The following is a 20,594-nucleotide window of genomic DNA, read 5'->3' as shown; positions in this document are numbered from 1 at the left end:
GCTGCTTCGGTTCTGGGTGCTCGGCTGGGTGTGGTCGCGACCGCGGCGCGTTCGGCCGGCGTCGTTCTCGCTTGGCGGGGGGCGGCGCGTGCGCCCGGGCCGGACAGGTCCTGCCGGTGCGGTCCTGGCCGCGGGCTCGGCTGGTGCGGTTCTGGGTGCGCGGGTCCGCCTGTCGCGGTCCTGGCCTCGACCGGTGCGGCCCCGACCGCGCAGGTCCCGCTGAAGCGGCCCCCACCGCGCCGTTCAGCCCAGGATCTCGTCGAGGTCGTAACGCACCGGCTCCTCCAGCTGGGCGTAGGTGCAGCTCTCGGGGGTCCGGTCGGGGCGCCAGCGGCGGAAGCGGGCGGTGTGGCGGAAGCGTGCGCCGTTCTCCATGTGGTCGTACGCCACCTCCGCCACCCGCTCCGGCCTCAGCGGCACCCAGGACAGGTCCTTCTTGCCCGACCAGCGGCTCGGCGCCCCGGGCAGCCGGGCGCTCTCGTGCGCGGCCTCCTCGGCCCAGGCCGCCCACGGATGCCCGGAGACGTCCGCCATCCGCAGCGGTTCCAGCTCCTCGATCAGCTCGGCGCGCCGCTTCATGGGGAAGGCCGCGGACACGCCGACATGCTGGAGCGTGCCCCGGTCGTCATGGAGGCCGAGCAGCAGGGAGCCCACGACCGGGCCACTCTTGTGCAGCCGGTAGCCCGCGACCACCACGTCCGCCGTGCGCTCATGCTTGATCTTGAACATCGCGCGCTCGTCCTGGAGGTAGCGCCCGGTGAGCGGTTTGGCGATGACCCCGTCCAGGCCCGCCCCCTCGTACTCCTCGAACCACTGCTGTGCCACCCCGATGTCGGTCGTGGCGGGCGCGAGGTGCACCGGGGCCGTGACCCCGGACAGGGCCGTCGTGAGCAGCTTCCGGCGCTCGGCCAGGGGGACGTCCAGCAGGGATTCGTCCTGGAGGGCCAGCAGATCGAAGGCCACGAAGGAGGCCGGCGTCCGCTCCGCCAGCGTGCGCACCCGGGAGGCCGCGGGATGGATCCGCTCGGTCAGCGCGTCGAAGTCCAGCCGTCCGTCCCGGGCGATGACGATCTCCCCGTCCATCACACAGCGCTCGGGCAGCCGCTCCCGCAGCGCCTCCACCAGTTCGGGAAAGTACCTGGTCAGCGTCTTGCCGGTACGGCTGCCCAGTTCGACCTCGGCCCCGTCGCGGAACACGATGGCCCGGAAGCCGTCCCACTTCGCCTCGTAGTGCATGTCCGGCGGGATCTTCGCCACCGACTTGGCGAGCATGGGCTTCACGGGGGGCATCACCGGCAGATCCATGGTCCCGATTCTGCTGGGCGCCGGTACTTTTCGCCTGATGTGCGAGGTTTGCGCGGTGGGCCTACCGTGGCCGCATGGGTGACGCGGTGGAACTGGAGGCGGGCGGCCGGACCGTACGGCTGTCCAGCCCGGACAAGATCTTCTTCCCGGAGCGTGGCTTCACCAAGCTGGACCTCGCCCGCTACTACCAGGCCGTCGCCCCCGGCATCCTGCGCGCCCTGCGCAACCGCCCCACCACCCTGGAGCGCTACCCGGACGGGGTGACCGGCGAGAACTTCTTCCAGAAGCGGGCACCCAAGAACATGCCCGACTGGATCCCGACCGCCCACATCACCTTCCCCAGCGGCCGCAGCGCCGACGAGATGTGCCCAACCGAGGAGGCCGCCGTCCTGTGGGCCGCCCAGTTCGGCACGCTCACCTTCCATCCCTGGCCGGTCCGCCGCGACGACGTCGACCGCCCGGACGAACTGCGCATCGACCTCGACCCGCAGCCCGGCACGGACTACGACGACGCCGTGCGCGCCGCCCACGAACTTCGGTCGGTTCTGGAGGAGTTCGGCGGTCTGCGCGGCTGGCCCAAGACCTCCGGCGGCCGCGGCCTGCACGTCTTCGTGCCCATCGAACCGCGCTGGACCTTCACCCAGGTGCGCAGGGCCGCGATCGCGGTCGGGCGCGAGATGGAACGCCGGATGCCGGACCACGTGACCATCAAGTGGTGGAAGGAGGAGCGCGGCGAGCGCATCTTCATCGACTACAACCAGACGGCCCGCGACCGCACCATCGCCTCCGCCTACTCGGTACGGCCCCGCCCGCACGCCCCGGTGTCCGCGCCCCTGCGCTGGGAGGAGGTGGGCGAGGCGCACCCGCAGGACTTCGACATCGCGACCATGCCCGCGCGCTTCGCCGAACTCGGCGACGTGCACGCGGACATGGACGATCACGCCTTCTCGCTGGAGCCCCTGCTGGAGCTCGCCCGCCGAGACGAGCACGACCACGGGCTCGGTGATCTGCCGTACCCGCCCGAGTATCCGAAGATGCCGGGGGAGCCCAAGCGGGTACAGCCGAGCAAGGCCAAGAAGCCCGGCCCTACAGCTCCTTGATCCGGATGTCCCGGTACGAGACCACGTCCGTCGTGCTGTGCACCTGGAGTCCGATGTAGCCGGACGAGAACCGCCGCCCGTCCGTGCCCGGGTCGTCCGAGCGGGCGGGGTAGAAGTCCTGGCCGCCGATGTTGTCGAACTCGTTGATCAGCACGCCGTTGCGGTAGACCGAGTAGTGCTGGTCGACCACCCGGATCTCGTAGTCGTTCCACGTGCCCTTCTGGGTGACGCCGGCGCCGGCGAGCCCCACCCGGTCGAAGCCGTAGACCGACCCGGTCTTGTACATGTCGCCGTCCGGCCGGTCGAGCACCTGCACCTCGTGGCCGTACTTGATGGCGACCCACTCGGGCCGGGACTCCTCCGGGTGGTCGTGGACCCACGGGAACCGCACGAACACACCGGAGTTGGCGTTGCCGGCGCCCGGGGCGTCGTCCCGCCACTGGAGCTTGAGCGAGAAGTCGCCGTACTTGCGCTCCGGGAACCAGAGCATGCCGAGGCCGTCCCTCGTGGTGCCGGAGGTGATCGAGCCGTCGCCGTTCGGTGCGAACGAACCGCCGCCCACCTGCTGCCACTTGGCGAGGGAGGCCGCACTCCCGTCGAGGATCGTGCGGTAGCCCTCGGTCTGACCCGGCCTGCCGATCCCGGACTCACGCGCCGCCGCGTCGATCGCATCGTACTCGCGCTCGTCGACGACCCCCTCCCTGAAGAGCTTGTCCAGAACCGTCTTCACGTGCTTGAGGAACAGCGCGTGGGACGTCCACTCCTTCTCGTCCTCGATCAACTCGTTGATACGGCACCGGCTGTTGGTGATCCGGTTCGGCACCCCGGAGTCGACCGTGCCGACGATCACCGTCAACCGCTCGTCCAGTTCCGCGCAGTTCGGCGCCGGGACCTGACCGGCGACCACCGTGAAGGTCACCGTGCGGGCGGCCGAGGTGTTTCCGGCCTTGTCGGTCGCCCGGTACGCCAGGGTGTGCGTGCCCGCCCGGTCGACGACCACGGCAGCCGTGTACGCGAGATACGGTCCGGCGTCGATGGAGTACTCGACACCGGCGACACCCGAACCGCCCTCGTCCGTGGCGCTCACGGTCACCTTGGCGTTCCCCACGTACGCCCCGTCGGAGTTCCGCGTGCCGTCCACGGTCACACCGGTCACCGGCGGGGTGGTGTCCTGCGGGGCAGCGGCGACCACGGTGAACCGGACGCTCTTCTCGGCGGCCACGTTGCCCGCCTTGTCGGTCGCCCGGTAGCGCACGGTGTGGGAGCCGACCTGGTGCACCATCACCGGCATGGTGTACGGCTGCCAACTCCCGTCGTTCACCGCGTACTCGATGGTGTTGACCCCGGATCCGGTGTCGGAGGCCGAGACGGTGACCGTGGCCATGTCGAGGTACGTCCCGTCGGGATTCCGCTGCCCGCTCACCGCCGCCGAGGTGTCCGGCGGGACGGTGTCGTCGGAGGGCGGCGGGACGACCGTGAAGTCGGCGCTCTTCTCGGCGGACACGTTGCCCGCCTTGTCGACGGCCCGGTAGCGGACCTTGTGGTCGCCGACCTGGTCGATGACGACCGGGGCGGTGTACGGCTGCCAGGCGCCCGTGTCCCCGATCACGTACTCGATCCGGTCGACGCCGGAGCCGCCGGCCTCGTCGGTCGCCGTGATGGCCACGCTCGCCGAACCGACGTACTGGCCCTGCGCGTTCCGCGTGCCGGACACCTGCGCCGTCGCCGAGGGCGCGGTGGTGTCCTGGCCGCTGCCCTCGGTCACCACGAGGATGCCCTGCATCTGGCCGTGGCCGGGGATCGTGCAGTGGTAGAAGTAGCGGCCCGGGGTGAGCGTGACCTCGGCGGTGTGGCGGCCGCCCATGTCGTCGTTGGGGTTGGCGAGGATGTTGAGTTCGACGTCGTCGTTGAACTCGGGGTCGCTGGTCACGAAGGTCAACGTGTGCGGCATACCGGTGGTGTTGCCGGTGGCCTTGCTGTTCTCGAAGACGATCGTGGCCGTTCCGGCGACGGCGGTCGCCGGTGCGGAGTTGTACTGGGTGATGTCGTCGCCCGCGGTCCAGGTGAGGGTCTGGGCGGCGGCTGCCTGTGTCTGTTCGGGCCGGGCCTCGGCTGCGGACTGGAGACCCAGTGCCATCAGCAGGACGGCCACCATGACGGCCAGTTTGCGCATCACTGTCCTCCCCGCACCAGCCGGTCGGCGGCCGGGGTGGGGCCGCCGCCCTGGTAAGTGACCCGCCACAGCGCCGACTTGGCGTCCGAGGTGAAGAACCCGCGTCCGTAGTCGAGGACATACAGCGCGCCGTCCGGGCCGAACTTCCAGTCCATGAGGTTCTTGATGCCGTCGTTGCCGATCGGCACGATCTTCTTGAGCGACTCGGAGTGGACGGGCAGCCCGCCCTCCCCGTGGTTCTTCGGGTCGGTGAGGACCGCGTTGCGCGGCTGGTCGGCGTCGTAGAAGTCGCCGACGAACCACTTGCCGTCCCAGTAGGACGGCCACTTGGTCGTGCTCGCGCTCGCCGTGTCGTAGCGGTACACCGGCCCGTTCATCGCGGCCTGGCCGCCTCCCTTGAGCCACGGCAGCAGGTACGTGGCGTCCTCCTGCTTGTAGGAGGGGATGCCGTTCGCGTCCCGCGGGTAGTCCGGGGCGCCGCCCTGCGGGGAGTACCAGATGTTGTTGCCGGTGACCGGCGGGAGGTTGACCAGGCCGTCGTTGTTGGGCGACTCGTTCTTCGGGTGGTCGCAGTCGTACCAGCCCAGCGGCTGGTCGGGGTTCGGCAGGTTGCGGTCCCGGTAGGGCTGCTTGTTGCCCATGCAGTACGGCCAGCCGCGGTTGCCCGCCTTGGTGATGACGGCGAAGGTGTCGTACTTGGCCGGGCCCCAGGTCGTCGAGGGCGCGCTCGCGTCCGGTCCGACCCATCCGGCGTAGAGGATGTCGGTCTTCTTGTCGACGAAGATACGGGCCGGGTTCCTGACGCCCATCACATAGATCTCGCCGCGGGTCTTGCCGCCGCCCTCGGCGGTCTCCTTGCCCGTGAAGAGGTTCCCCTCGGGCAGGGTGTACGTCCCGTCGGCCTCCGGGTGGATGCGCAGGATCTTGCCGTTGAGGTTGTTGGTGTTGCCGGCGGTGCGGCGCGCGTCCGCGAAGGAGACGCCCTTGAAGTTCGGCTGCGGGTTGTTGCCCGAGTAACCACCGCTGAAAGCGCTGGAGTTGTTGTCACCCGTCGCGATGTACAGGTTGCCCTTCGAGTCCCAGGACATCCCGCCGCCCGCGTGGCAGCAACTGTGTACCTGCACCGGCCACTTGAGCAGGGCCTTCTCGCTGTTCAGGTCGAGCTTGTTCGTGGCGAGGTCGAGCGTGAAGCGGGAGACCCGCCGTTCGGCCATCCTGGTGTCCCGGTTGAGCCCGGAGTGCGGGGTGTAGTGCAGATACACCCAGCCGTTCTGCTCGAAGCGCGGGTCCAGCTCGATCCCGAGCAGCCCCTCCTCGACCTTCACCAGCTCGTCGCCGCCGCCCTTGTTGCCGAAGACGGTCAACTCGCCCGCCAGGGTGACCTTCTTGGTGGCCGGGTCGTAGACGTGGACCTGCCCCTTGCCCTTGCCGACGTCCGGGTTGTTCCAGTCGGTGATCACCGGCCGGGAGGAGTCGGCGCCACCCCGGCCGATGTACAGGACCCGGCCGTCGGGGGCGGTGACCAGCCCGTGCGGTTCGCCGATCTGGTCGTTCTGCCCCGGCTGATTGGGCTGGGTGAGGCGCTCCGCCTTGTAGTTGCCGTTGATCGTCGCCTTGCAGTCGGCCTGGACGAGCCTGCTGGTCCACAGCAGCGCGCCGCGCAGATGGGCCCGGAAGTCGGTCTCGTCGTACGAGGAGACCGTGCCGCCCATACCCGTGTAGAAGGACCGGCCGCCGTCGTAGTCCCGGCACCAACTCACCGGGTGGTCCCACCCGTTGGCGCTCGACCCCGGCTGGTAGGTCGACTCGCGCACCCGGGCCACGGTGTGCACGTCGCCGGACGGGTTCTTCGTCCAGTTGAACCACTGGTCGGGGCGCTTCCACTGCACCGGCAGGTTCTTGGTCGCCGGGTGCTGGCGGTCGCCCACCTCAACGGTGGCGCGCTGCACGGCAGTCGGGCTGGAGGCGGCCGGACGGGCGCCCACAAGGCCCGTGAACCAGTCGGAGTACGGCTCGGCGCGGGCCGCGTCATGGATGCCGACGAAACCGCCGCCCGCCTCCATGTAGGCCTCCAGGCCGGCCTCCTGGTCGGGGTCGAGGACGTCACCGCCCCCGGCCAGGAAGACGATCGCGTTGTAACTCCCCAGTGCCTTCTCGTCGGTGAAGACCCTTGCGTCGTCCGTGGCCTCGGTCTCGAACCGCTGGTTCACCGGACCGGACAGCCCGATCCGCTCGATCGCCGCGATCCCGGCGTTGACGACCGGCGACTCGTCCCCGGCCGCCGCGGACCCGTAGAAGACCAGCACCCGTACATCCCCGCCACCCGGTGGCGACTTCACGGACATCGTTGTCGCGGACGGGTCGGGCGCCGACAGCGCCTCCGCCGCGGGTCCGGACATCAGCCCGGCGGTGACGACCCCCGCGGTCACGGTGGCCGTCCAGACCCGTCTCCTCGCGCTTCCTCCGCTTCTCGCGCTCAACCCTCGTAAGTGCATGGGCACCTCCTCGGTCACAGCAACAGCGCCATGGAAGCTAGACCCCTTTGTGTCACTCGCCAATACCTATGACCGGGATCGCACGAACTTTGTCCTGAGTGTGGATAAACGGCTCGGCGGCCGGTACCGTCTCACAGGTTCATCACAGGTCCGCCTCCGCAATATCCGTATCAGGGTGGGGAGTTCCGCATGAGCGCACTGGACAGACGTGGCTTCAACCGGCGGGTGCTGCTCGGCGGCGCGGCCGTCGCGACATCGTTGTCGATGGCCCCGGAGGCCCGGAGCGTCTCGGGTCCGGCGCAGGTCGCCCCGGGTGGCGGCGAGGTCAAGCGCATCAAGCTGTACGCCGAGAGGCTCGCCGACGGGCAGATGGGTTATGGCCTGGAGAAGGGCAAGGCGACGATCCCCGGTCCGCTCATCGAGCTCAACGAGGGCGACACCCTGCACATCGAGTTCGAGAACACCATGGACGTCCGGGCGAGCCTGCACGTCCACGGCCCGGACTACGAGATCTCCAGCGACGGCACGCGGTTGAACCACAGCGACGTCGAGCCGGGCGGCACCCGCACCTACACCTGGCGCACCCATCTCCCGGGCCGCCGCAGCGACGGCACCTGGCGGCCGGGCAGCGCGGGCTACTGGCACTACCACGACCACGTGGTCGGCACGGAACACGGCACCGGCGGCATCCGCAAGGGCCTCTACGGACCGGTGATCGTCCGCCGCAAGGGCGATGTGCTGCCCGTCGCGACGCACACGATCGTCTTCAACGACATGCTCATCAACAACAAGCCCGCGCACTCGGGGCCCGACTTCGAGGCCACGGTGGGCGATCGGGTCGAGTTCGTGATGATCACGCACGGCGAGTACTACCACACCTTCCACCTGCACGGTCACCGCTGGGCGGACAACCGCACCGGCATGCTCACCGGCCCCGACGACCCGAGCCAGGTCATCGACAACAAGATCGTCGGCCCGGCGGACTCCTTCGGATTCCAGGTGATCGCGGGGGAGGGGGTCGGCGCGGGCGCCTGGATGTACCACTGCCATGTCCAGAGCCACTCCGACATGGGGATGGTGGGGCTGTTCCTCGTGAAGAAGACGGACGGGACGATCCCGGGGTACGAGCCGCACGAGCACACCGGACAGCGGGCCGAGCACCACCACTGACGGATCATGGCGACGTGACACGGGCGCGCACGGACCCCCCCCTTCCCCGCTACACCGGCCTGAGCCGGTTCACCGGACGCCGCGCCCGTACACCTCCGCCGTGCCGTGCCGCGAGAGCGCTCTCATCGAGGTCTCGTCCGGGGCTATCCTGATCCGCACCCCGCCGACGAGGAGCCCCGAAGTGACCGACACAGCGCCGCGCCCCACACTGGAGGCCGTGGCGGCCCGGGCCGGGGTATCGCGTGCGACCGTGTCCCGGGTGGTGAACGGCGGGGACGGGGTCAGGGAACCGCTGGTCGAGCGGGTGCGCAAGGCCGTCGAGGAACTCGGTTACGTGCCCAACCAGGCCGCCCGCAGCCTCGTCACCCGGCGCCACGACGCCGTCGCGGTGGTCGTGGCCGAGCCGGAGACCCGGGTCTTCGCCGACCCGTTCTTCGCGTTGCAACTCCGGGGAATCAGCAAGGAGTTGACCGCCCACGACAACCAGCTCGTGCTGCTGCTCACCGAGGGCCGCGACGACCACGCCCGCGTCGGACGCTACCTCGCCGGAGGCCACGTCGACGGCGCGCTCGTGTTCTCCCTCCACCTCGACGACCCGCTGCCCGGGCTGATCCAACGGGCCGGTCTGCCCACGGTGTTCGGCGGGCGGCCCGGCTGGAGCGACGGGACGACGGACGTCGTGTACGTCGACAGCGACAACCGCGGCGGTGCCCGCGAGGCCGTACGGCATCTCGTCGGGCTCGGGCGCACCCGCGTCGCCCACATCACCGGCCCCCTCGACCAGACCTCCGCGGCGGACCGTCTCGACGGCTACCGGGACGTCATGGGTGAGGCCGACCCGAAGCTCGTCGTGCGGGGCGACTTCACCCCGGCCGGCGGGGAGCGGGCGATGCGGGAACTCCTCGACCGGTGCCCGGACGTCGACGCGGTGTTCGCCGCCAACGACCTCACCGCCTCCGGCGCCCTGCGCGTGCTGCGCGAGCGAGGGCGCCGGGTGCCCGAGGACGTGGCGGTGATCGGCTTCGACGACATGCTGCCGGTCGCCGAGCAGACCGACCCGCCGCTGACGACGGTCCGTCAGGACATCGAGGAGATGGGCCGGTTGATGGCCCGCCTGCTACTGGCCGGCCCCGAGCCCACGGGCGCGGGAGCCGTACCCGCCCGTGGCGCGGGAGCCGTACCCGCCCGTGGCGCGGGAGCCGTACCGGCCGGTGTCGTGCTCCCCACCACGCTGGTGCGGCGCGCCTCGGCGTGAACGGCCCCCGCCCCCGTCATGTCTGCTGCGGCTCGCTCTTGATCACCGCGAAGCGCGCACCGTAAGGGTCGGCCAGCTTGGCGACCCGGCCGACGCCCGGCACGTCCGTGGCCGGCAGCCGGACGGCGCCGCCCAGCTCCTGTGCCCTCGCGACCGTCCCGTCCGTGTCCGTGACCTCGAAGTACGGCAGCCAGTACGCCCCGGCCCCCGCCTCCAGCGGATCGTCCGCGAACGGGACGATGCCCCCGAACATGGCGTCCTCACCCTGCCCGTCCGGCAGCACCGTCGTGTACGTGCCGCCGGGGAAGTCGACACCGTAGGTCTCCAGGCCGAGCGCCGCGCGGTAGAAGTAGGCGGCCATCGGCAGGTCGGCCGTGTGCAGCTCGACCCAGCACAGCGAACCCGGCTCCTGGGTGACGTCGAGGCCCTTGTTCCGCCCGGGCTGCCAGATACCGAAGGACACGCCCGCCTTGTCGGCGAGGATCGCCATGCGGCCCTGGTCCATCACGTCCATGGGCTGCATCAGCACCGCGCCGTGCGCCTGCTCGGCCGCCTTCGCGGTGGCGTCCGCGTCCGGGGTCTGGAAGTACACGGTCCAGGACGGCGGACCCTGCTCCGGAGTGATCTGCATGCCGCCCGCGGCGGTCCTGCCGGCGAGCTGGAAGAAGCCGTAACCGCCGGCTTCGGGCGGGCCCGGCTGGAACTCCCAGCCGAACAGGCCGCCGTAGAAGGTGGTGGCGCCGTCGATGTCGGGGGTGCCGAGGTCGAGCCAGTTCGGAGCGCCGGTGACATAACGGGTCGTGAGCATCTCTGCCCTCCTCTGAGGGGTCCCGTTGCCTGCACTGCCGAGTCTTGCACCGTCCACTGACAATCGCTGCCGGGACGCGAAGCCCGTCTCGCATCGGATGAACCGCTTCCGCGCGCCGCCGTGCACCGCCGTACCGGTGCAGGGACCATCAAGGCGGCCGGGGGCCCTGAACGGCGCCGTTGATCCCGCGTTGATCGAACGTTTTTCGGTGCCCGGCACGATCTCGGCCATGCACATCGACACCATCACCCCGACCGGCCCCGCCTGGCAGGCGCAGGCGTTGTGCGCGCAGACCGGGGCGGACTTCTTCTTTCCCGAGCCGGGCAGCTCGGTACGAGAGGCGAAGCGCATCTGCGCCATGTGCGAGATGCGCCCGGCCTGCCTCGAGTACGCCCTGGCCAACGACGAACGCTTCGGCGTCTGGGGCGGCCTCTCCGAGAAGGAACGGCTGGCGATCAGGCGGCTCGAAAACCGATGAGCCGACGACCCGGTAGTGCGGTGAGGATCCCGGAGCGCATCCCGGGCGTAGCGCAGAGGCAGGCGCGCCACCCTGCACAGCCGGGACACACCAGTTCGAATCCGGTCCCCGGGCTGCGTACGCGGGCCCTGTGGAGCAGAGGCGGACTCGCCGCCTCCTCAGCGCGGATACGCCGGTTCGAATCCGGCCGGGGCCCATGACACGGGGGTCGGCGGCGCAGCGGCAGGCGCACCTTCGTGGCATGAAGGGAACGGCGGCCGAACCGTGCCCGTACACGACCGCGTTGAGCTCGGGGTCGTCCTCCTCCAGGATTCACACCAGCACGGAGGCGGGGACCGGGGTCAGCTTCAGGACGACCTGCGCGGCCCTGCGTCGGTTCGCGCCCGGTGGCGGCGCGCCGATCCGCCGCCGGATCCGTCCGGCGGCGCGGCGTCGATCAGGCCCAGCAGGAAGCCGACGGCCCGCTGGTCCGTGTCGCTGTCACGCATGGGGGCACGATGACGCAGGCGGCGGACGGCCCGCACCGGATATTCGGCGGATCACGGCGTACGGCGGCCGGCGCCTTCCCGGGGCCAGGCGCCCGTGTCGGCACCCGAGCCCCACGACAGCGCGTTCGGATCGGGGTCAGGCCCCCGCGCGGGCCGCCATCCGCGCCTTGCGCGCGGCCAGCTTCTCGTCGAACTTCAGGGCCTCCGCGTCTAGGCCGCCCATGTACAGACCGAGTTCGTCCTGCGCCTTCTGGCCTTCGGGGCCGAGGCCGTCGATCTCCATGACCTTCAGGAAGCGCAGCACGGGCTGGAGCACGTCGTCGTGGTGGATGCGCATGTTGTAGATCTCGCCGATCGCCATCTGCGCGGCGGCCCGCTCGAAGCCGGGCATGCCGTGGCCTGGCATCCGGAAGTTCACGACGACGTCGCGCACCGCCATCATCGTCAGGTCGGGCGCGAGCTCGAAGGCCGCCTTGAGCAGGTTCCGGTAGAAGACCATGTGCAGGTTCTCGTCGGTGGCGATACGCGCCAGCATGCGGTCGCAGACCGGATCGCCGGACTGGTGGCCGGTGTTGCGGTGCGAGACGCGGGTCGCGAGCTCCTGGAAGGAGACGTAGGCCACCGAGTGCAGCATCGAGTGGCGGTTGTCCGACTCGAAGCCCTCGCTCATGTGGGCCATCCGGAACCGCTCCAGCTGGTCCGGGTCCACCGCGCGCGAGGCGAGCAGGTAGTCGCGCATCACGATACCGTGGCGGCCCTCTTCGGCGGTCCAGCGGTGCACCCAGGTGCCCCAGGCGCCGTCGCGGCCGAAGAGCGAGGCGATCTCGTGGTGGTAGCTGGGGAGGTTGTCCTCGGTGAGGAGGTTCACGACCAGGGCGATCCGGCCGATCTCGGTGACCTTGGACTGCCCCTTCTCCCAGGCCTCGCCGTCCTCGAAGAACCCGGGGAAGTTGCGGCCGTCGCTCCACGGCACGTACTCGTGCGGCATCCAGTCCTTGGTGACCTTCAGATGCCGGTTGAGCTCCTGCTCGACCACTTCCTCCAACGCGTACAGCAGTCGAGCGTCGGTCCAGGAGGAGGACGGGCTGCCGAGGTGAGGGGAGGTGATCGTCATAGGTACTCCAGGGGGACGCGACGAACGTGTCAGAGGGGTCGGCGAGCGGCGCCGGGAACCTACGGAATCGTAGGCTACGAAACCGTAGGTTACGAGACCGTAGGTTAAGAGTGCCGTAAAGAGCCCTGATCAGCGGTGTTCCCCGGGCATGACAAGCGGCCTCGGGAACCGCAGGTCCGAGGCCGTGGGGATGGCGCCGCACGCCCGATCAGGCGTACAGCTCCCGCAATCGCACTGAGAGGCAAGTCACACAGCCTTCGAGCTTCTCGAACTCGCTGATGTCCACCACCACCGGTTCGAATCCGAGGTCGGTGAGCAGCTCCGCGGTCTTGGGCGCGCTCGCGGCCATCAGCAGCTTGGGGCCGCCGAGCAGGACGACATGGGCGCCGGCCTCCTCGGGCACGGACAGGAAGCGCGGGAACAGCGCGGGCCGGTCCACCTTGGGGATGTGCCCGATGACGGTCCCGTCGGGCAGCGCGGTCACCGCCGACTTCAGGTGCAGCACCTTGCTCACCGGTACGGCGACCACCTTGGCCCCCAGCGGTTCGAAGGCGGCCCGCAGCTGCTGGACGCCGGCCGCGTTGGTCCGCCCGCCCCGGCCGACGTAGATCGTGTCACCGATCTTCAGCACATCGCCGCCGTCCAGGGTGCCCGGCTCCCAGATCCAGTTCACCGAGCAGCCCAGGCGCGCCACGGCCTCCTCGACGCCGATGGTCTCCTCACGCCGGGACTCGGCGCCGGGGCGGGCGATCAGGGCGACGTTCTTGTACATGACGACGGTGTCCTCGACGAACACCGAGTCCGGGCAGTCGTCCTCGGGGTCCACCTCGACGGTCTCCCAGCCGTGCGCGCGCAGGGCCTCGACGTACGCCTCCCACTGTTCGAGCGCGAGGTCGACGTCGACCTTCTCCCGCTCGACGTGCGTCACCAGACCTTCGGCGAGGCGCGGACCGGGGCGGCGGACGAGGGCCTTCTTGCTGGGCACGAGGGAACTCCGTATCGGCGGGACAGGGGCGGCGCCCGTGACGGGGGCCGGTCAGCCATCATGCAGCGCCGGTCCGTGTCGACAAAACCCCCGCCGTCAGGCTGTGGCCCTCCTGAGACGCTCCAGGGCTCACGCACGCCGCCGCGCCGCACGCGCGCGTGCCGCCTCGTGGGCCGCACGCAGCAGCCGTACGACGGTCCCGGAGGTCCTCTCTCCGGGGTTCACGACGCAGATCCAGCCGAGGGTGCCGTAGACCGGGTGCGGCAGCAGCACGTCGGCCGCCGCGGGGTCGTGCCGCTGTCCGAGGAGTTCGGGGAGCGCCGCACGGCAGACCTGGACGTTGACCCGCCAGGGGAAAGTCCCCACCCGGTTCCGGGACGACCACGAGCGCACCCTCGAAGCCCCGCACGGTCGCGATGATCTGCTCCATATCGACCTGGAGCGGCTGGGAGTGATCCCGCCCGCGGTACGCGCGGACAACGGCTACCGCTCCTGCACACCTATCGGGGGCCCGGCGGCTTCTCGCCGAGCTGCGGACGGCGACGGTCACGGAGGCGGCCGCGGCGCTCGACGAGGTCCACGCCCGGCTCGCGGGCGAACGCGCGGAGGTACTGCGCGCCCAGCGGGCGCTGGAAGGCATCCGGGCCGAAGAGGACGCTCAGGACGACGACTTCACGACCATCACCCACCTCGCGCAGGCGCTCGGCGTACGGTCCTCGACCCTGCGGTTCTGGGAGGAGGAAGGGCTGGTCCGCCCGGAACGGGTGACCACCCTGCGCGCACGCCGCTACGGCCCCGCGGCGATCAGGGCGGCGCGCGTCGTCGTCGCCCTGCGCGCCGGCGGGTACGGCGTCCCGGCCGTGCGCGAGGTCATGGCATCCCTGGACGGCCTCGTCGGGCCGGCGGACGCCCGGCGCATCCTGCGCGACCGGCTCGACCGGCTCGCCGCCCGGAGCGTGGCGCTGCTCCGGGCGGGAACCGATCTGGCGGCCGTCGTGGACGCTACGCGGGAAACTCCAGTGCGTCCGGAGTGACCTCCCGCAGTTCCCCGTCCAGCATCAGCCAGCGCGTGATGCCGATCGACTCCAGGAACGGCAGGTCGTGACTGGCCACGACCAGCGCGCCCTCGTACGACTCCAGGGCCGAGGTCAGCTGCCGCACGCTCGCCATGTCGAGGTTGTTCGTCGGCTCGTCGAGCATGAGCAGCTGGGGCGCGGGCTCCGCCAGCATCAGCGCGGCCAGCGCCGCCCGGAAGCGTTCGCCGCCGGACAGCGTGGATGCCTGCTGGTCGGCCCTGGCGCCCCGGAACAGGAAGCGGGCGAGACGGGCCCGCACCCGGTTGTTGGTGGCGCCCGGAGCGAACCGGGCCACGTTCTCGGCGACCGACAGCCCGTCGTCGAGGACGTCGAGCCGCTGGGGCAGGAAGCGGAGCGGCACATGGGCCGTCGCCTCGCCCGACACCGGCTCCAGTTCCCCGGCGACCGTCCGCAGCAGCGTCGTCTTGCCCGCGCCGTTGCGCCCGATCAGCGCGACCCGCTCGGGGCCCCGCAGGTCGAAGCCGCCCTCCACCCGTGCGCCGTAGGCGAGTCGGAGGTCCATGAGGGTCAGGACCGTACGGCCCGCGGGTACGGCCGTGTGCGGCAGGTCGACGCGGATCTCGTCGTCGTCCCGTACGGCCTCCACCGCCTCGTCGAGCCGGTCCCTGGCCTCGGCGAGCTTCTCCTCGTGCATGATGCGGTGCTTGCCCGCGGACTCCTGGGCCGACCGCTTGCGCGCCCCCATGACGATCTTCGGCTCCCGCTTCTGCTCGGACATCTTCTGCCCGTACCGCTTGCGACGGGCCAACTTGACCTGAGCGTCAGCCAGTTCGCGCTTCTGCTTGCGGAAGTCCGACTCGGCGACCCGCACCATCCGCTCCGCCGCCTCCTGTTCCACGGCGAGGGCCTCCTCGTAGGCGGAGAAGTTGCCGCCGTACCAGGTGACCTCCCCGGAGCGCAGGTCGGCGATCTGGTCGACCAGGTCGAGGAGTTCGCGGTCGTGGCTGACCACGACCATGACCCCCGGCCAGGACGCGACGGCCGAGTACAGCCGCCTGCGGGCGTACAGGTCGAGGTTGTTGGTGGGCTCGTCCAGGAGCAGGACGTCCGGGCGGCGCAGCAGCAGCGCGGCAAGGCGCAGCAGCACCGACTCGCCGCCCGAGACCTCGCCGATCCCGCGGTCCAACCCGACGTGACCGAGCCCGAGTTCACCGAGGGTGACCAGGGCACGCTCCTCCACGTCCCAGTCGTCGCCGACCGTCTCGAAGTGCTCCTCGGCCACGTCGCCCGCCTCGATGGCGTGCAGGGCGGCGCGCTGCGCCGAGATGCCGAGCGCCTCGTCGACCTTCAGGCGGGTGTCGAGGGTGACGTTCTGCGGGAGGTAACCGACCTCGCCCGCGACGCGCACGGTGCCGTCGGCCGGGGTGAGTTCACCGGCGATCAGCTTCAACAGGGTTGACTTTCCCGACCCGTTGACGCCGACGAGACCGGTGCGGCCGGGGCCGAAGGCGATGTCGAGGCCTTCGAAGACGGGGGTTCCGTCGGGCCAGGAGAAGGCGAGTGAGGTGCAGGTGAGGGAAGCAGACATACGAGTCTCCGCGGTTGCTCGAAGCGAGAAGGGGCAAACGCGTATCGAGACACCCGCGACCACGGGAGACGAGAGGAAGACCGGAGGGCACGGGCAGGGCCCTGCTCGTCGGGACGGCTCGTGTGCCGAGGTCGCACGCGGCGCACACACCTCAGGTGTGTGACACGGTGTCTCAAGACCTCAGACGAGCAACGTCCTACTCCGATCGACGGCAACAGAAGCGTTCTACACCGTACGAGGCGGCCGCAGGGCTGTCAACGAGTTAAAACGCGCCTTAGGAGGCCCCGTGCCCGACGGCCCGCTCTCCCTGCCGGCCCACCTGTACCTGCTGGCCTGGGACACCTCGAAGTCCGAGATCACCGGTGCCGCCCAGGTCCCGCAGCTGGTCCGGGCCGGTGCCCTCACCGAGCTGGCCCGGCGCGGTCTGCTCCTGGACGAGGACGGCATCGCCACGCCGGTCGACATGGACGCGGAGACCGGGGACCCCGTCCTGGACGGGCTCCTCGAGCTGGTCCGCGAGTCCCGGCCGCACCGGTGGCGCGGCTGGGTGACGCCCCACACCCGGGTCACCCTGGACGCCGTACGGGAGCAGCTCACCGCGGGCGGACACCTGCGTGCCCGCAAGCGGCGGGCCCTCGGGCTGTTCCCCACGGTGGAGTACGACCTGGCCCGCCCGGCCGCCGTGGCGGCGCTCCAGGAGGAGGCCCGGCAGGTCCTGCGGGGACCGGTGCCCGCCGGGGACGTCTCCGAGCGGGACGCGGCCCTTCTCGCGCTCGCCGCGGCGATCGGCCTGCGCACCCTGCTGCCCCGCGCGGAACATCCCGAACCGCGCGTCGAGGAGCTCGTCGAGCGCAGCGGTCAGGTGGCACCGGTGTTGCGGGAGCTCGTCCACGGGATGCGAGGGGCGGCGGCCTCGGTCGCGGCGGGCGCCTGACGCAGGCGTCGGAGTGCACATCGAAAACACACTCCCTCACCCTGGAGAGGGGCGCCGACGGGATCTTCGTCCCCGGGGCCGTCGAACCGGGGACCGCCAAGCTCCTCGCCGACACGATCGACGCTCCGTTGCACGTCATGGCCGGACCCGGCGACCCGTCCGTCGCCGAGCCGGCCGCAGCACTGGAAGTGGCTCGCGTCAGCGTCGGTTCGGGCATCGCCCGGGCCGCCGCGCCCACCCTGGTCCGCCGCGTCGCGCGGGAGCTGCTGGACGCGGGGACGCACGACGCGCCGGCCGACGGTTCGACCACGGCGGGCCCGACGCGCTGTTCACCGGCTCCCGTCAGTAGGCGTCGCGCATCAGTTCGGCCAGGTCGTGGTCGAGGTCGAGCTGGAGGTGCTCGAGACCGGCCGGCACGAGGTCGTTCGTCGCCTCCAGGAACCGGCGCAGCTCACCCGTGCGCACATGCACGACGGCGGTGCCCTCGGGGGCGTGGAACTCGAGAACGGTGCGGTCGTAGCCGTACGGCCGCACCCGGACGTCACCGTGCCCCTCGGGCTCGTGAAGGCCGGTGGTGAGCAGGTCGCGGCTGAAGGTCCAGCAGACCTCGACGCCCTCCAGGGTGGCCGGGGCGGGGAAGGTCATGCGGACGGCGAACGGATCACAACGGTCGTAGTGCAGGGTGGCGGGAATACTCGGCATCCGCGGTGCCGCGGCGACGAGACGGGCCTCGACGGGCTGCTCGATGACGGTGGACAACGCCTTGCTCCCTTGTGACGGCTGGTCGGGCTTCCGGGTGGGACGGGCACTGGAAGAGACGTCGGAATGAGCCAATCCGTGTACACGAGAGTCGAGTGACCTCTGTCACCGTCTTCATGCACCGGTGTGATCCAGTCCTTCTCCCGTGCCCCGGGTGGCACTTGTGACACCCCGCGCACCGGTCGGGGGGCGGCCGAGGGCATCTGGACCCGACCCGGCGGCGTGGACTAGCTTCGCCCGCCATGAGGCGCTTGGGGAACACGCGAGACAAGAGACGGACGGGCCTGACGATCCGGACCGTCGCCGCGGGAGCGGCCTGTGCGGCGGCGCTGGCCGCCATGACCGCCGTACCGGCCGAGGCACACGATCCGGACGGACGCACTCCGCACTGGGAGCTCAAGGACAGCGGCACTCCCGAGGTGCGGTTCCGGGGACTTTCGGCCATCAGCCGGGACACCGCCTGGCTGGCCGGCACCCAGGGCACCGTGCTGCGGACCACGGACGGCGGGACGAGCTGGCGAAACGTCTCGCCGCCCGGTGCCGCCGATCTTCAGTTCCGGGACATCGAGGCGTTCGACGCGCGCCGGGCGGTGGTGCTGGCCATCGGGGAAGGCGAGGCGTCCCGCGTGTACCGGACCGAGGACGGCGGCGCGACCTGGACGGAGTCCTTCCGCAACACCGACGCCAAGGCCTTCTACGACTGCCTCACCTTCTTCGACCGCCGCCACGGCCTCGCCATGAGCGACCCGGTGGACGGCAAGTTCCGCATCCTGTCCACCTCCGACGGCGGCCGCTCCTGGAAGGTGCTGCCGAACAAGGACATGCCGGCCGCGCTCGACGGCGAGGCGGGCTTCGCGGCGAGCGGGCAGTGCCTGGTCAGCTCGGGCCCGCGCGATGTCTGGCTGGCCACCGGCGGCGCCGCACGCGCGCGTGTACTGCACTCCGCCGACCGGGGCCTGACCTGGACGGCCTCCGACACGCCGATCCCGGCGGGCGACCCGGCCAAGGGCGTCTTCGCACTCGCCTTCCGCGACCGCGCGCACGGGCTCGCGGTCGGCGGCGACTACCGCCCCGACCAGAGCTCCCCCCAGGCCGCCGCACGCACCGGAGACGGGGGCGCGTCCTGGCGGCCCGCAGCGGTCCCGGTCAGCGGCTACCGCTCCGGGGCGGCCTGGCTCCCGCACACCCGCAGCGCCGCCCTCGCGGTCGGCCCCACCGGCACCGACCTCACCCGGGACGGCGGCCGGACCTGGCGGACCGTGGACACCGGCTCCTACGACACCGTGGACTGCACGGCCGACGGCGGCTGCTGGGCGGCAGGGGAGAAGGGACGGGTGGCCCGTCTGGAGAACTGAGTGGCGGAATGTGGGTACCCGGTCGCCGACGGCGAAAGGAGTGATCCCCCATGCCAGCCGGTTCGAACTCGAAGCGTGAACGCCAGTACGAGCACATCAAGGAGAGCGCCCAGGACCGGGGCGAGAGCACCGGACGGGCCAAGGAGATCGCGGCGCGGACCGTCAACAAGGAACGCGCCCGCTCCGGCGAGTCCAAGACCGCCAGCCGTACGTCGACCAAGGACATGTCCTCGGGCAAGCGGGGCGGCCAGCGGTCCGGCAAGGGCTCCCAGGGCCCGACCTACGACCAGCTCTACGAGGAGGCCAAGCGCAAGGGCGTCAAGGGCCGTTCGGACATGAACAAGGGCCAGCTCCAGCGCGCCCTCGGCAACAAGAGCTGACCCTCAGCCGACGGTCTCCCGGTACGCCTCCAGCGCGGGGGCCGTCTTCGTCGCGGCGAACTCGGTGACGCGGTACGCGCACACCCCGGCCGTGACGAACGGGTCGCCCGCGGCGATCTCCTCGATCCGCGCGCGGTCCCCCGCGACGGCGATGATGACCCCGCCGTCGCGGGGGGCCTTGCGCCCGGAGGCCAGGAAGACGCCGCGCTCGTACTGCTCGTCCAGCCAGGCGACATGCGCCGGCAGCACGGCGTCCACGGCAGCGAGCGGGGCGGTGTAGGTCAGCTCCAGTACGAACATGATCGCGAGCCTACGCCGCTCCGCCGTACCCTCGTCCCACCATGACGACAGTGGACATTCCCGCGGGCTGGCCCGCGACCGAGGAGCAGGCTCGCGCGGTCCAGGGCGATTTGAGGACCCGGGTCATCCTCGACGAGCCCGGGCCGCCGCCCGGCACCGGCCATGTCACCGGGGTCGACGTCGCCTACGACGACGAACGGGACGTGGTCGCGGCGGCGGCCGTGGTCCTGGACGCGGCGACCCTGCGGGTCGTGGCGGAGGCGACCGCGGTGGGCCGGATCTCCTTCCCGTACGTCCCCGGCCTCCTCGCCTTCCGCGAGATCCCCACCGTCCTCGCCGCCCTCGACGCCCTGCCGTGCCCGCCCGGCCTGGTCGTCTGCGACGGCTACGGCCTCGCCCACCCCCGCCGCTTCGGCCTCGCCAGCCACCTCGGCGTCCTCACCGGCCTGCCGACGATCGGGGTCGCCAAGAACCCGTTCACCTTCACCTACGACGATCCCGGCGCCCGGCGCGGCGAGTGGACGCCGCTGCTCTCGGGCCCGGAGGAGGTCGGCCGGGCCCTGCGCACGCGCGAGGCGGTGAAACCGGTCTTCGTCTCGGTCGGCCATCGCGTGAGCCTCGACAACGCCTGCGCCCACACCCTCGCGCTCACGCCGAAGTACCGGCTCCCGGAGACGACCCGCAGGGCGGACGCGCTGTGTCGGCGGGCGCTGCGCGAGGCGACCACCCGACCCGGGGACTGAGGGGTTGGGAACTGCTTGGGCTTTGACCGCGTCCTGGCAGATCCCGGCCTCCCGAACCGTCCCGCTGCAGGCCGCCCTCGCGCACGGGGTGATCGGCGTCGACATGAACGCCGACCACCTGGCCGCC

21 protein-coding genes, 1 tRNA gene and 1 pseudogene are annotated in these 20,594 nt (G+C 71.1%); 11 read left to right on the top strand and 12 right to left on the bottom strand.

Features of this window, described 5'->3' with window-relative positions:
* Nucleotides 1-243: 243 nt before the first annotated feature.
* Complete coding sequence (locus ACFYZ8_RS41480; protein ID WP_359029843.1) at nucleotides 244-1,305, bottom strand: ATP-dependent DNA ligase; 1,062 nt, start codon at nucleotides 1,303-1,305, stop codon at nucleotides 244-246.
* Nucleotides 1,306-1,379: 74 nt separating this feature from the next.
* Here ACFYZ8_RS41480 and ligD point away from each other — a divergent pair, with 74 nt between their 5' ends.
* On the top strand, nucleotides 1,380-2,405 hold the full coding sequence (gene ligD, locus ACFYZ8_RS41475; RefSeq protein WP_359029844.1) for a non-homologous end-joining DNA ligase: 1,026 nt from the start codon (nucleotides 1,380-1,382) through the stop codon (nucleotides 2,403-2,405).
* On the opposite strand, the gene ACFYZ8_RS41470 is transcribed toward ligD, so the two are convergent.
* Both ACFYZ8_RS41470 and ACFYZ8_RS41465 read right to left on the bottom strand, forming a co-directional pair.
* On the bottom strand, nucleotides 2,392-4,578 hold the full coding sequence (locus ACFYZ8_RS41470; RefSeq protein ID WP_388532305.1) for an OmpL47-type beta-barrel domain-containing protein: 2,187 nt from the start codon (nucleotides 4,576-4,578) through the stop codon (nucleotides 2,392-2,394). The two genes, ligD and ACFYZ8_RS41470, sit on opposite strands and share 14 nt — an antisense overlap.
* The gene (locus ACFYZ8_RS41465) at nucleotides 4,578-7,073 is read right to left on the bottom strand and encodes a ThuA domain-containing protein (RefSeq protein ID WP_388532307.1); all 2,496 of its coding nucleotides are present in this window, start codon (nucleotides 7,071-7,073) and stop codon (nucleotides 4,578-4,580) included. The genes ACFYZ8_RS41470 and ACFYZ8_RS41465 overlap by 1 nt, the downstream gene beginning before the upstream one ends.
* A gap of 189 nt (nucleotides 7,074-7,262) precedes the next feature.
* On the opposite strand from ACFYZ8_RS41465, the gene ACFYZ8_RS41460 reads away from it, so the two are divergent.
* Together ACFYZ8_RS41460 and ACFYZ8_RS41455 are read left to right on the top strand one after the other, a co-directional pair.
* Nucleotides 7,263-8,243 carry a multicopper oxidase domain-containing protein gene (locus tag ACFYZ8_RS41460; RefSeq protein WP_388532309.1) on the top strand — a complete coding sequence of 327 codons (981 nt, stop codon included), beginning with the start codon at nucleotides 7,263-7,265 and terminating at the stop codon, nucleotides 8,241-8,243.
* 181 nt (nucleotides 8,244-8,424) lie between these two features.
* Nucleotides 8,425-9,498 carry a LacI family DNA-binding transcriptional regulator gene (locus ACFYZ8_RS41455; protein ID WP_388532311.1) on the top strand — a complete coding sequence of 358 codons (1,074 nt, stop codon included), beginning with the start codon at nucleotides 8,425-8,427 and terminating at the stop codon, nucleotides 9,496-9,498.
* Nucleotides 9,499-9,514: 16 nt separating this feature from the next.
* Here ACFYZ8_RS41455 and ACFYZ8_RS41450 read toward each other — a convergent pair whose 3' ends face one another.
* Nucleotides 9,515-10,306, bottom strand: a complete 792-nt coding sequence (locus ACFYZ8_RS41450; RefSeq protein WP_388532313.1) for a VOC family protein — start codon at nucleotides 10,304-10,306, stop codon at nucleotides 9,515-9,517.
* A 229-nt stretch (nucleotides 10,307-10,535) separates the two neighbouring features.
* Here ACFYZ8_RS41450 and ACFYZ8_RS41445 point away from each other — a divergent pair, with 229 nt between their 5' ends.
* Together ACFYZ8_RS41445 and ACFYZ8_RS41440 are read left to right on the top strand one after the other, a co-directional pair.
* On the top strand, nucleotides 10,536-10,784 hold the full coding sequence (locus ACFYZ8_RS41445) for a WhiB family transcriptional regulator (protein WP_359030028.1): 249 nt from the start codon (nucleotides 10,536-10,538) through the stop codon (nucleotides 10,782-10,784).
* A gap of 124 nt (nucleotides 10,785-10,908) precedes the next feature.
* Nucleotides 10,909-10,980 (top strand) — tRNA-Glu (locus ACFYZ8_RS41440).
* Nucleotides 10,981-11,131: 151 nt separating this feature from the next.
* Here the strand turns inward: ACFYZ8_RS41440 and ACFYZ8_RS41435 are convergent.
* The 5 genes from ACFYZ8_RS41435 to ACFYZ8_RS41415 all read right to left on the bottom strand — a co-directional run bounded on the left by ACFYZ8_RS41435 (nucleotide 11,132) and on the right by ACFYZ8_RS41415 (nucleotide 14,060).
* Nucleotides 11,132-11,272 carry a hypothetical protein gene (locus ACFYZ8_RS41435; RefSeq protein WP_388532315.1) on the bottom strand — a complete coding sequence of 47 codons (141 nt, stop codon included), beginning with the start codon at nucleotides 11,270-11,272 and terminating at the stop codon, nucleotides 11,132-11,134.
* A 136-nt stretch (nucleotides 11,273-11,408) separates the two neighbouring features.
* Complete coding sequence (locus tag ACFYZ8_RS41430; protein ID WP_359029851.1) at nucleotides 11,409-12,386, bottom strand: acyl-ACP desaturase; 978 nt, start codon at nucleotides 12,384-12,386, stop codon at nucleotides 11,409-11,411.
* Nucleotides 12,387-12,594: 208 nt separating this feature from the next.
* Nucleotides 12,595-13,371, bottom strand: a complete 777-nt coding sequence (gene ddaH, locus ACFYZ8_RS41425) for a dimethylargininase (RefSeq protein WP_359029852.1) — start codon at nucleotides 13,369-13,371, stop codon at nucleotides 12,595-12,597.
* 129 nt (nucleotides 13,372-13,500) lie between these two features.
* Nucleotides 13,501-13,737, bottom strand: coding sequence for a DUF6194 family protein (locus ACFYZ8_RS41420; RefSeq protein ID WP_388532317.1), 237 nt, complete (start codon nucleotides 13,735-13,737; stop codon nucleotides 13,501-13,503).
* 134 nt (nucleotides 13,738-13,871) lie between these two features.
* The gene (locus ACFYZ8_RS41415) at nucleotides 13,872-14,060 is read right to left on the bottom strand and encodes a hypothetical protein (RefSeq protein ID WP_388532319.1); all 189 of its coding nucleotides are present in this window, start codon (nucleotides 14,058-14,060) and stop codon (nucleotides 13,872-13,874) included.
* On the opposite strand from ACFYZ8_RS41415, the gene ACFYZ8_RS41410 reads away from it, so the two are divergent.
* On the top strand, nucleotides 13,983-14,405 hold the full coding sequence (locus tag ACFYZ8_RS41410) for a MerR family transcriptional regulator (protein WP_389050819.1): 423 nt from the start codon (nucleotides 13,983-13,985) through the stop codon (nucleotides 14,403-14,405). The two genes, ACFYZ8_RS41415 and ACFYZ8_RS41410, sit on opposite strands and share 78 nt — an antisense overlap.
* Here the strand turns inward: ACFYZ8_RS41410 and ACFYZ8_RS41405 are convergent.
* A complete protein-coding gene (locus ACFYZ8_RS41405) occupies nucleotides 14,374-15,996 on the bottom strand; it encodes an ABC-F family ATP-binding cassette domain-containing protein (RefSeq protein ID WP_388532321.1) in 1,623 nt (540 codons plus the stop codon). The two genes, ACFYZ8_RS41410 and ACFYZ8_RS41405, sit on opposite strands and share 32 nt — an antisense overlap.
* Nucleotides 15,997-16,282: 286 nt before the next feature.
* Here ACFYZ8_RS41405 and ACFYZ8_RS41400 point away from each other — a divergent pair, with 286 nt between their 5' ends.
* Both ACFYZ8_RS41400 and ACFYZ8_RS41395 read left to right on the top strand, forming a co-directional pair.
* Nucleotides 16,283-16,930 carry a GPP34 family phosphoprotein gene (locus tag ACFYZ8_RS41400; RefSeq protein WP_388532323.1) on the top strand — a complete coding sequence of 216 codons (648 nt, stop codon included), beginning with the start codon at nucleotides 16,283-16,285 and terminating at the stop codon, nucleotides 16,928-16,930.
* Nucleotides 16,927-17,136 (top strand): annotated as a pseudogene (locus ACFYZ8_RS41395) (hypothetical protein); the annotation flags it as partial. The gene ACFYZ8_RS41400 and the pseudogene ACFYZ8_RS41395, both read left to right, overlap by 4 nt.
* A 136-nt stretch (nucleotides 17,137-17,272) precedes the next feature.
* Here the strand turns inward: ACFYZ8_RS41395 and ACFYZ8_RS41390 are convergent.
* A complete protein-coding gene (locus tag ACFYZ8_RS41390; RefSeq protein WP_359029855.1) occupies nucleotides 17,273-17,689 on the bottom strand; it encodes an SsgA family sporulation/cell division regulator in 417 nt (138 codons plus the stop codon).
* Nucleotides 17,690-18,027: 338 nt separating this feature from the next.
* On the opposite strand from ACFYZ8_RS41390, the gene ACFYZ8_RS41385 reads away from it, so the two are divergent.
* The gene (locus ACFYZ8_RS41385) at nucleotides 18,028-19,044 is read left to right on the top strand and encodes a WD40/YVTN/BNR-like repeat-containing protein (protein ID WP_388533720.1); all 1,017 of its coding nucleotides are present in this window, start codon (nucleotides 18,028-18,030) and stop codon (nucleotides 19,042-19,044) included.
* 50 nt (nucleotides 19,045-19,094) lie between these two features.
* On the top strand, nucleotides 19,095-19,424 hold the full coding sequence (locus ACFYZ8_RS41380) for a plasmid stabilization protein (RefSeq protein ID WP_388532325.1): 330 nt from the start codon (nucleotides 19,095-19,097) through the stop codon (nucleotides 19,422-19,424).
* Between the two features lie 3 nt (nucleotides 19,425-19,427).
* Here ACFYZ8_RS41380 and ACFYZ8_RS41375 read toward each other — a convergent pair whose 3' ends face one another.
* Nucleotides 19,428-19,724: a YciI family protein gene (locus tag ACFYZ8_RS41375; protein WP_388532327.1), complete on the bottom strand. Its 297-nt coding sequence runs from the start codon at nucleotides 19,722-19,724 to the stop codon at nucleotides 19,428-19,430.
* Nucleotides 19,725-19,765: 41 nt separating this feature from the next.
* Between ACFYZ8_RS41375 and ACFYZ8_RS41370 the strand changes: the two genes are divergently transcribed.
* Nucleotides 19,766-20,467, top strand: coding sequence for an endonuclease V (locus ACFYZ8_RS41370; RefSeq protein WP_388532329.1), 702 nt, complete (start codon nucleotides 19,766-19,768; stop codon nucleotides 20,465-20,467).
* Nucleotides 20,468-20,594: the final 127 nt, after the last annotated feature.

This window comes from Streptomyces sp. NPDC001668 (assembly GCF_042893155.1).
Taxonomy (GTDB): Bacteria; Actinomycetota; Actinomycetes; order Streptomycetales; family Streptomycetaceae; genus Streptomyces.
This window is presented reverse-complemented; position numbering and strand designations above follow the sequence as displayed.

Coding starts and splice junctions, on each gene's coding strand:
- ACFYZ8_RS41480 (WP_359029843.1), bottom strand. CDS start 1,305: ATGGATCTGCCGGTGATGCCCCCCGTGAAGCCCATGCTCGCCAAGTCG.
- ligD (WP_359029844.1), top strand. CDS start 1,380: ATGGGTGACGCGGTGGAACTGGAGGCGGGCGGCCGGACCGTACGGCTG.
- ACFYZ8_RS41470 (WP_388532305.1), bottom strand. CDS start 4,578: ATGCGCAAACTGGCCGTCATGGTGGCCGTCCTGCTGATGGCACTGGGT.
- ACFYZ8_RS41465 (WP_388532307.1), bottom strand. CDS start 7,073: ATGCACTTACGAGGGTTGAGCGCGAGAAGCGGAGGAAGCGCGAGGAGA.
- ACFYZ8_RS41460 (WP_388532309.1), top strand. CDS start 7,263: ATGAGCGCACTGGACAGACGTGGCTTCAACCGGCGGGTGCTGCTCGGC.
- ACFYZ8_RS41450 (WP_388532313.1), bottom strand. CDS start 10,306: ATGCTCACGACCCGTTATGTCACCGGCGCTCCGAACTGGCTCGACCTC.
- ACFYZ8_RS41445 (WP_359030028.1), top strand. CDS start 10,536: ATGCACATCGACACCATCACCCCGACCGGCCCCGCCTGGCAGGCGCAG.
- ACFYZ8_RS41435 (WP_388532315.1), bottom strand. CDS start 11,272: ATGCGTGACAGCGACACGGACCAGCGGGCCGTCGGCTTCCTGCTGGGC.
- ACFYZ8_RS41430 (WP_359029851.1), bottom strand. CDS start 12,386: ATGACGATCACCTCCCCTCACCTCGGCAGCCCGTCCTCCTCCTGGACC.
- ACFYZ8_RS41405 (WP_388532321.1), bottom strand. CDS start 15,996: ATGTCTGCTTCCCTCACCTGCACCTCACTCGCCTTCTCCTGGCCCGAC.
- ACFYZ8_RS41385 (WP_388533720.1), top strand. CDS start 18,028: ATGACCGCCGTACCGGCCGAGGCACACGATCCGGACGGACGCACTCCG.
- ACFYZ8_RS41380 (WP_388532325.1), top strand. CDS start 19,095: ATGCCAGCCGGTTCGAACTCGAAGCGTGAACGCCAGTACGAGCACATC.
- ACFYZ8_RS41375 (WP_388532327.1), bottom strand. CDS start 19,724: ATGTTCGTACTGGAGCTGACCTACACCGCCCCGCTCGCTGCCGTGGAC.
- ACFYZ8_RS41370 (WP_388532329.1), top strand. CDS start 19,766: ATGACGACAGTGGACATTCCCGCGGGCTGGCCCGCGACCGAGGAGCAG.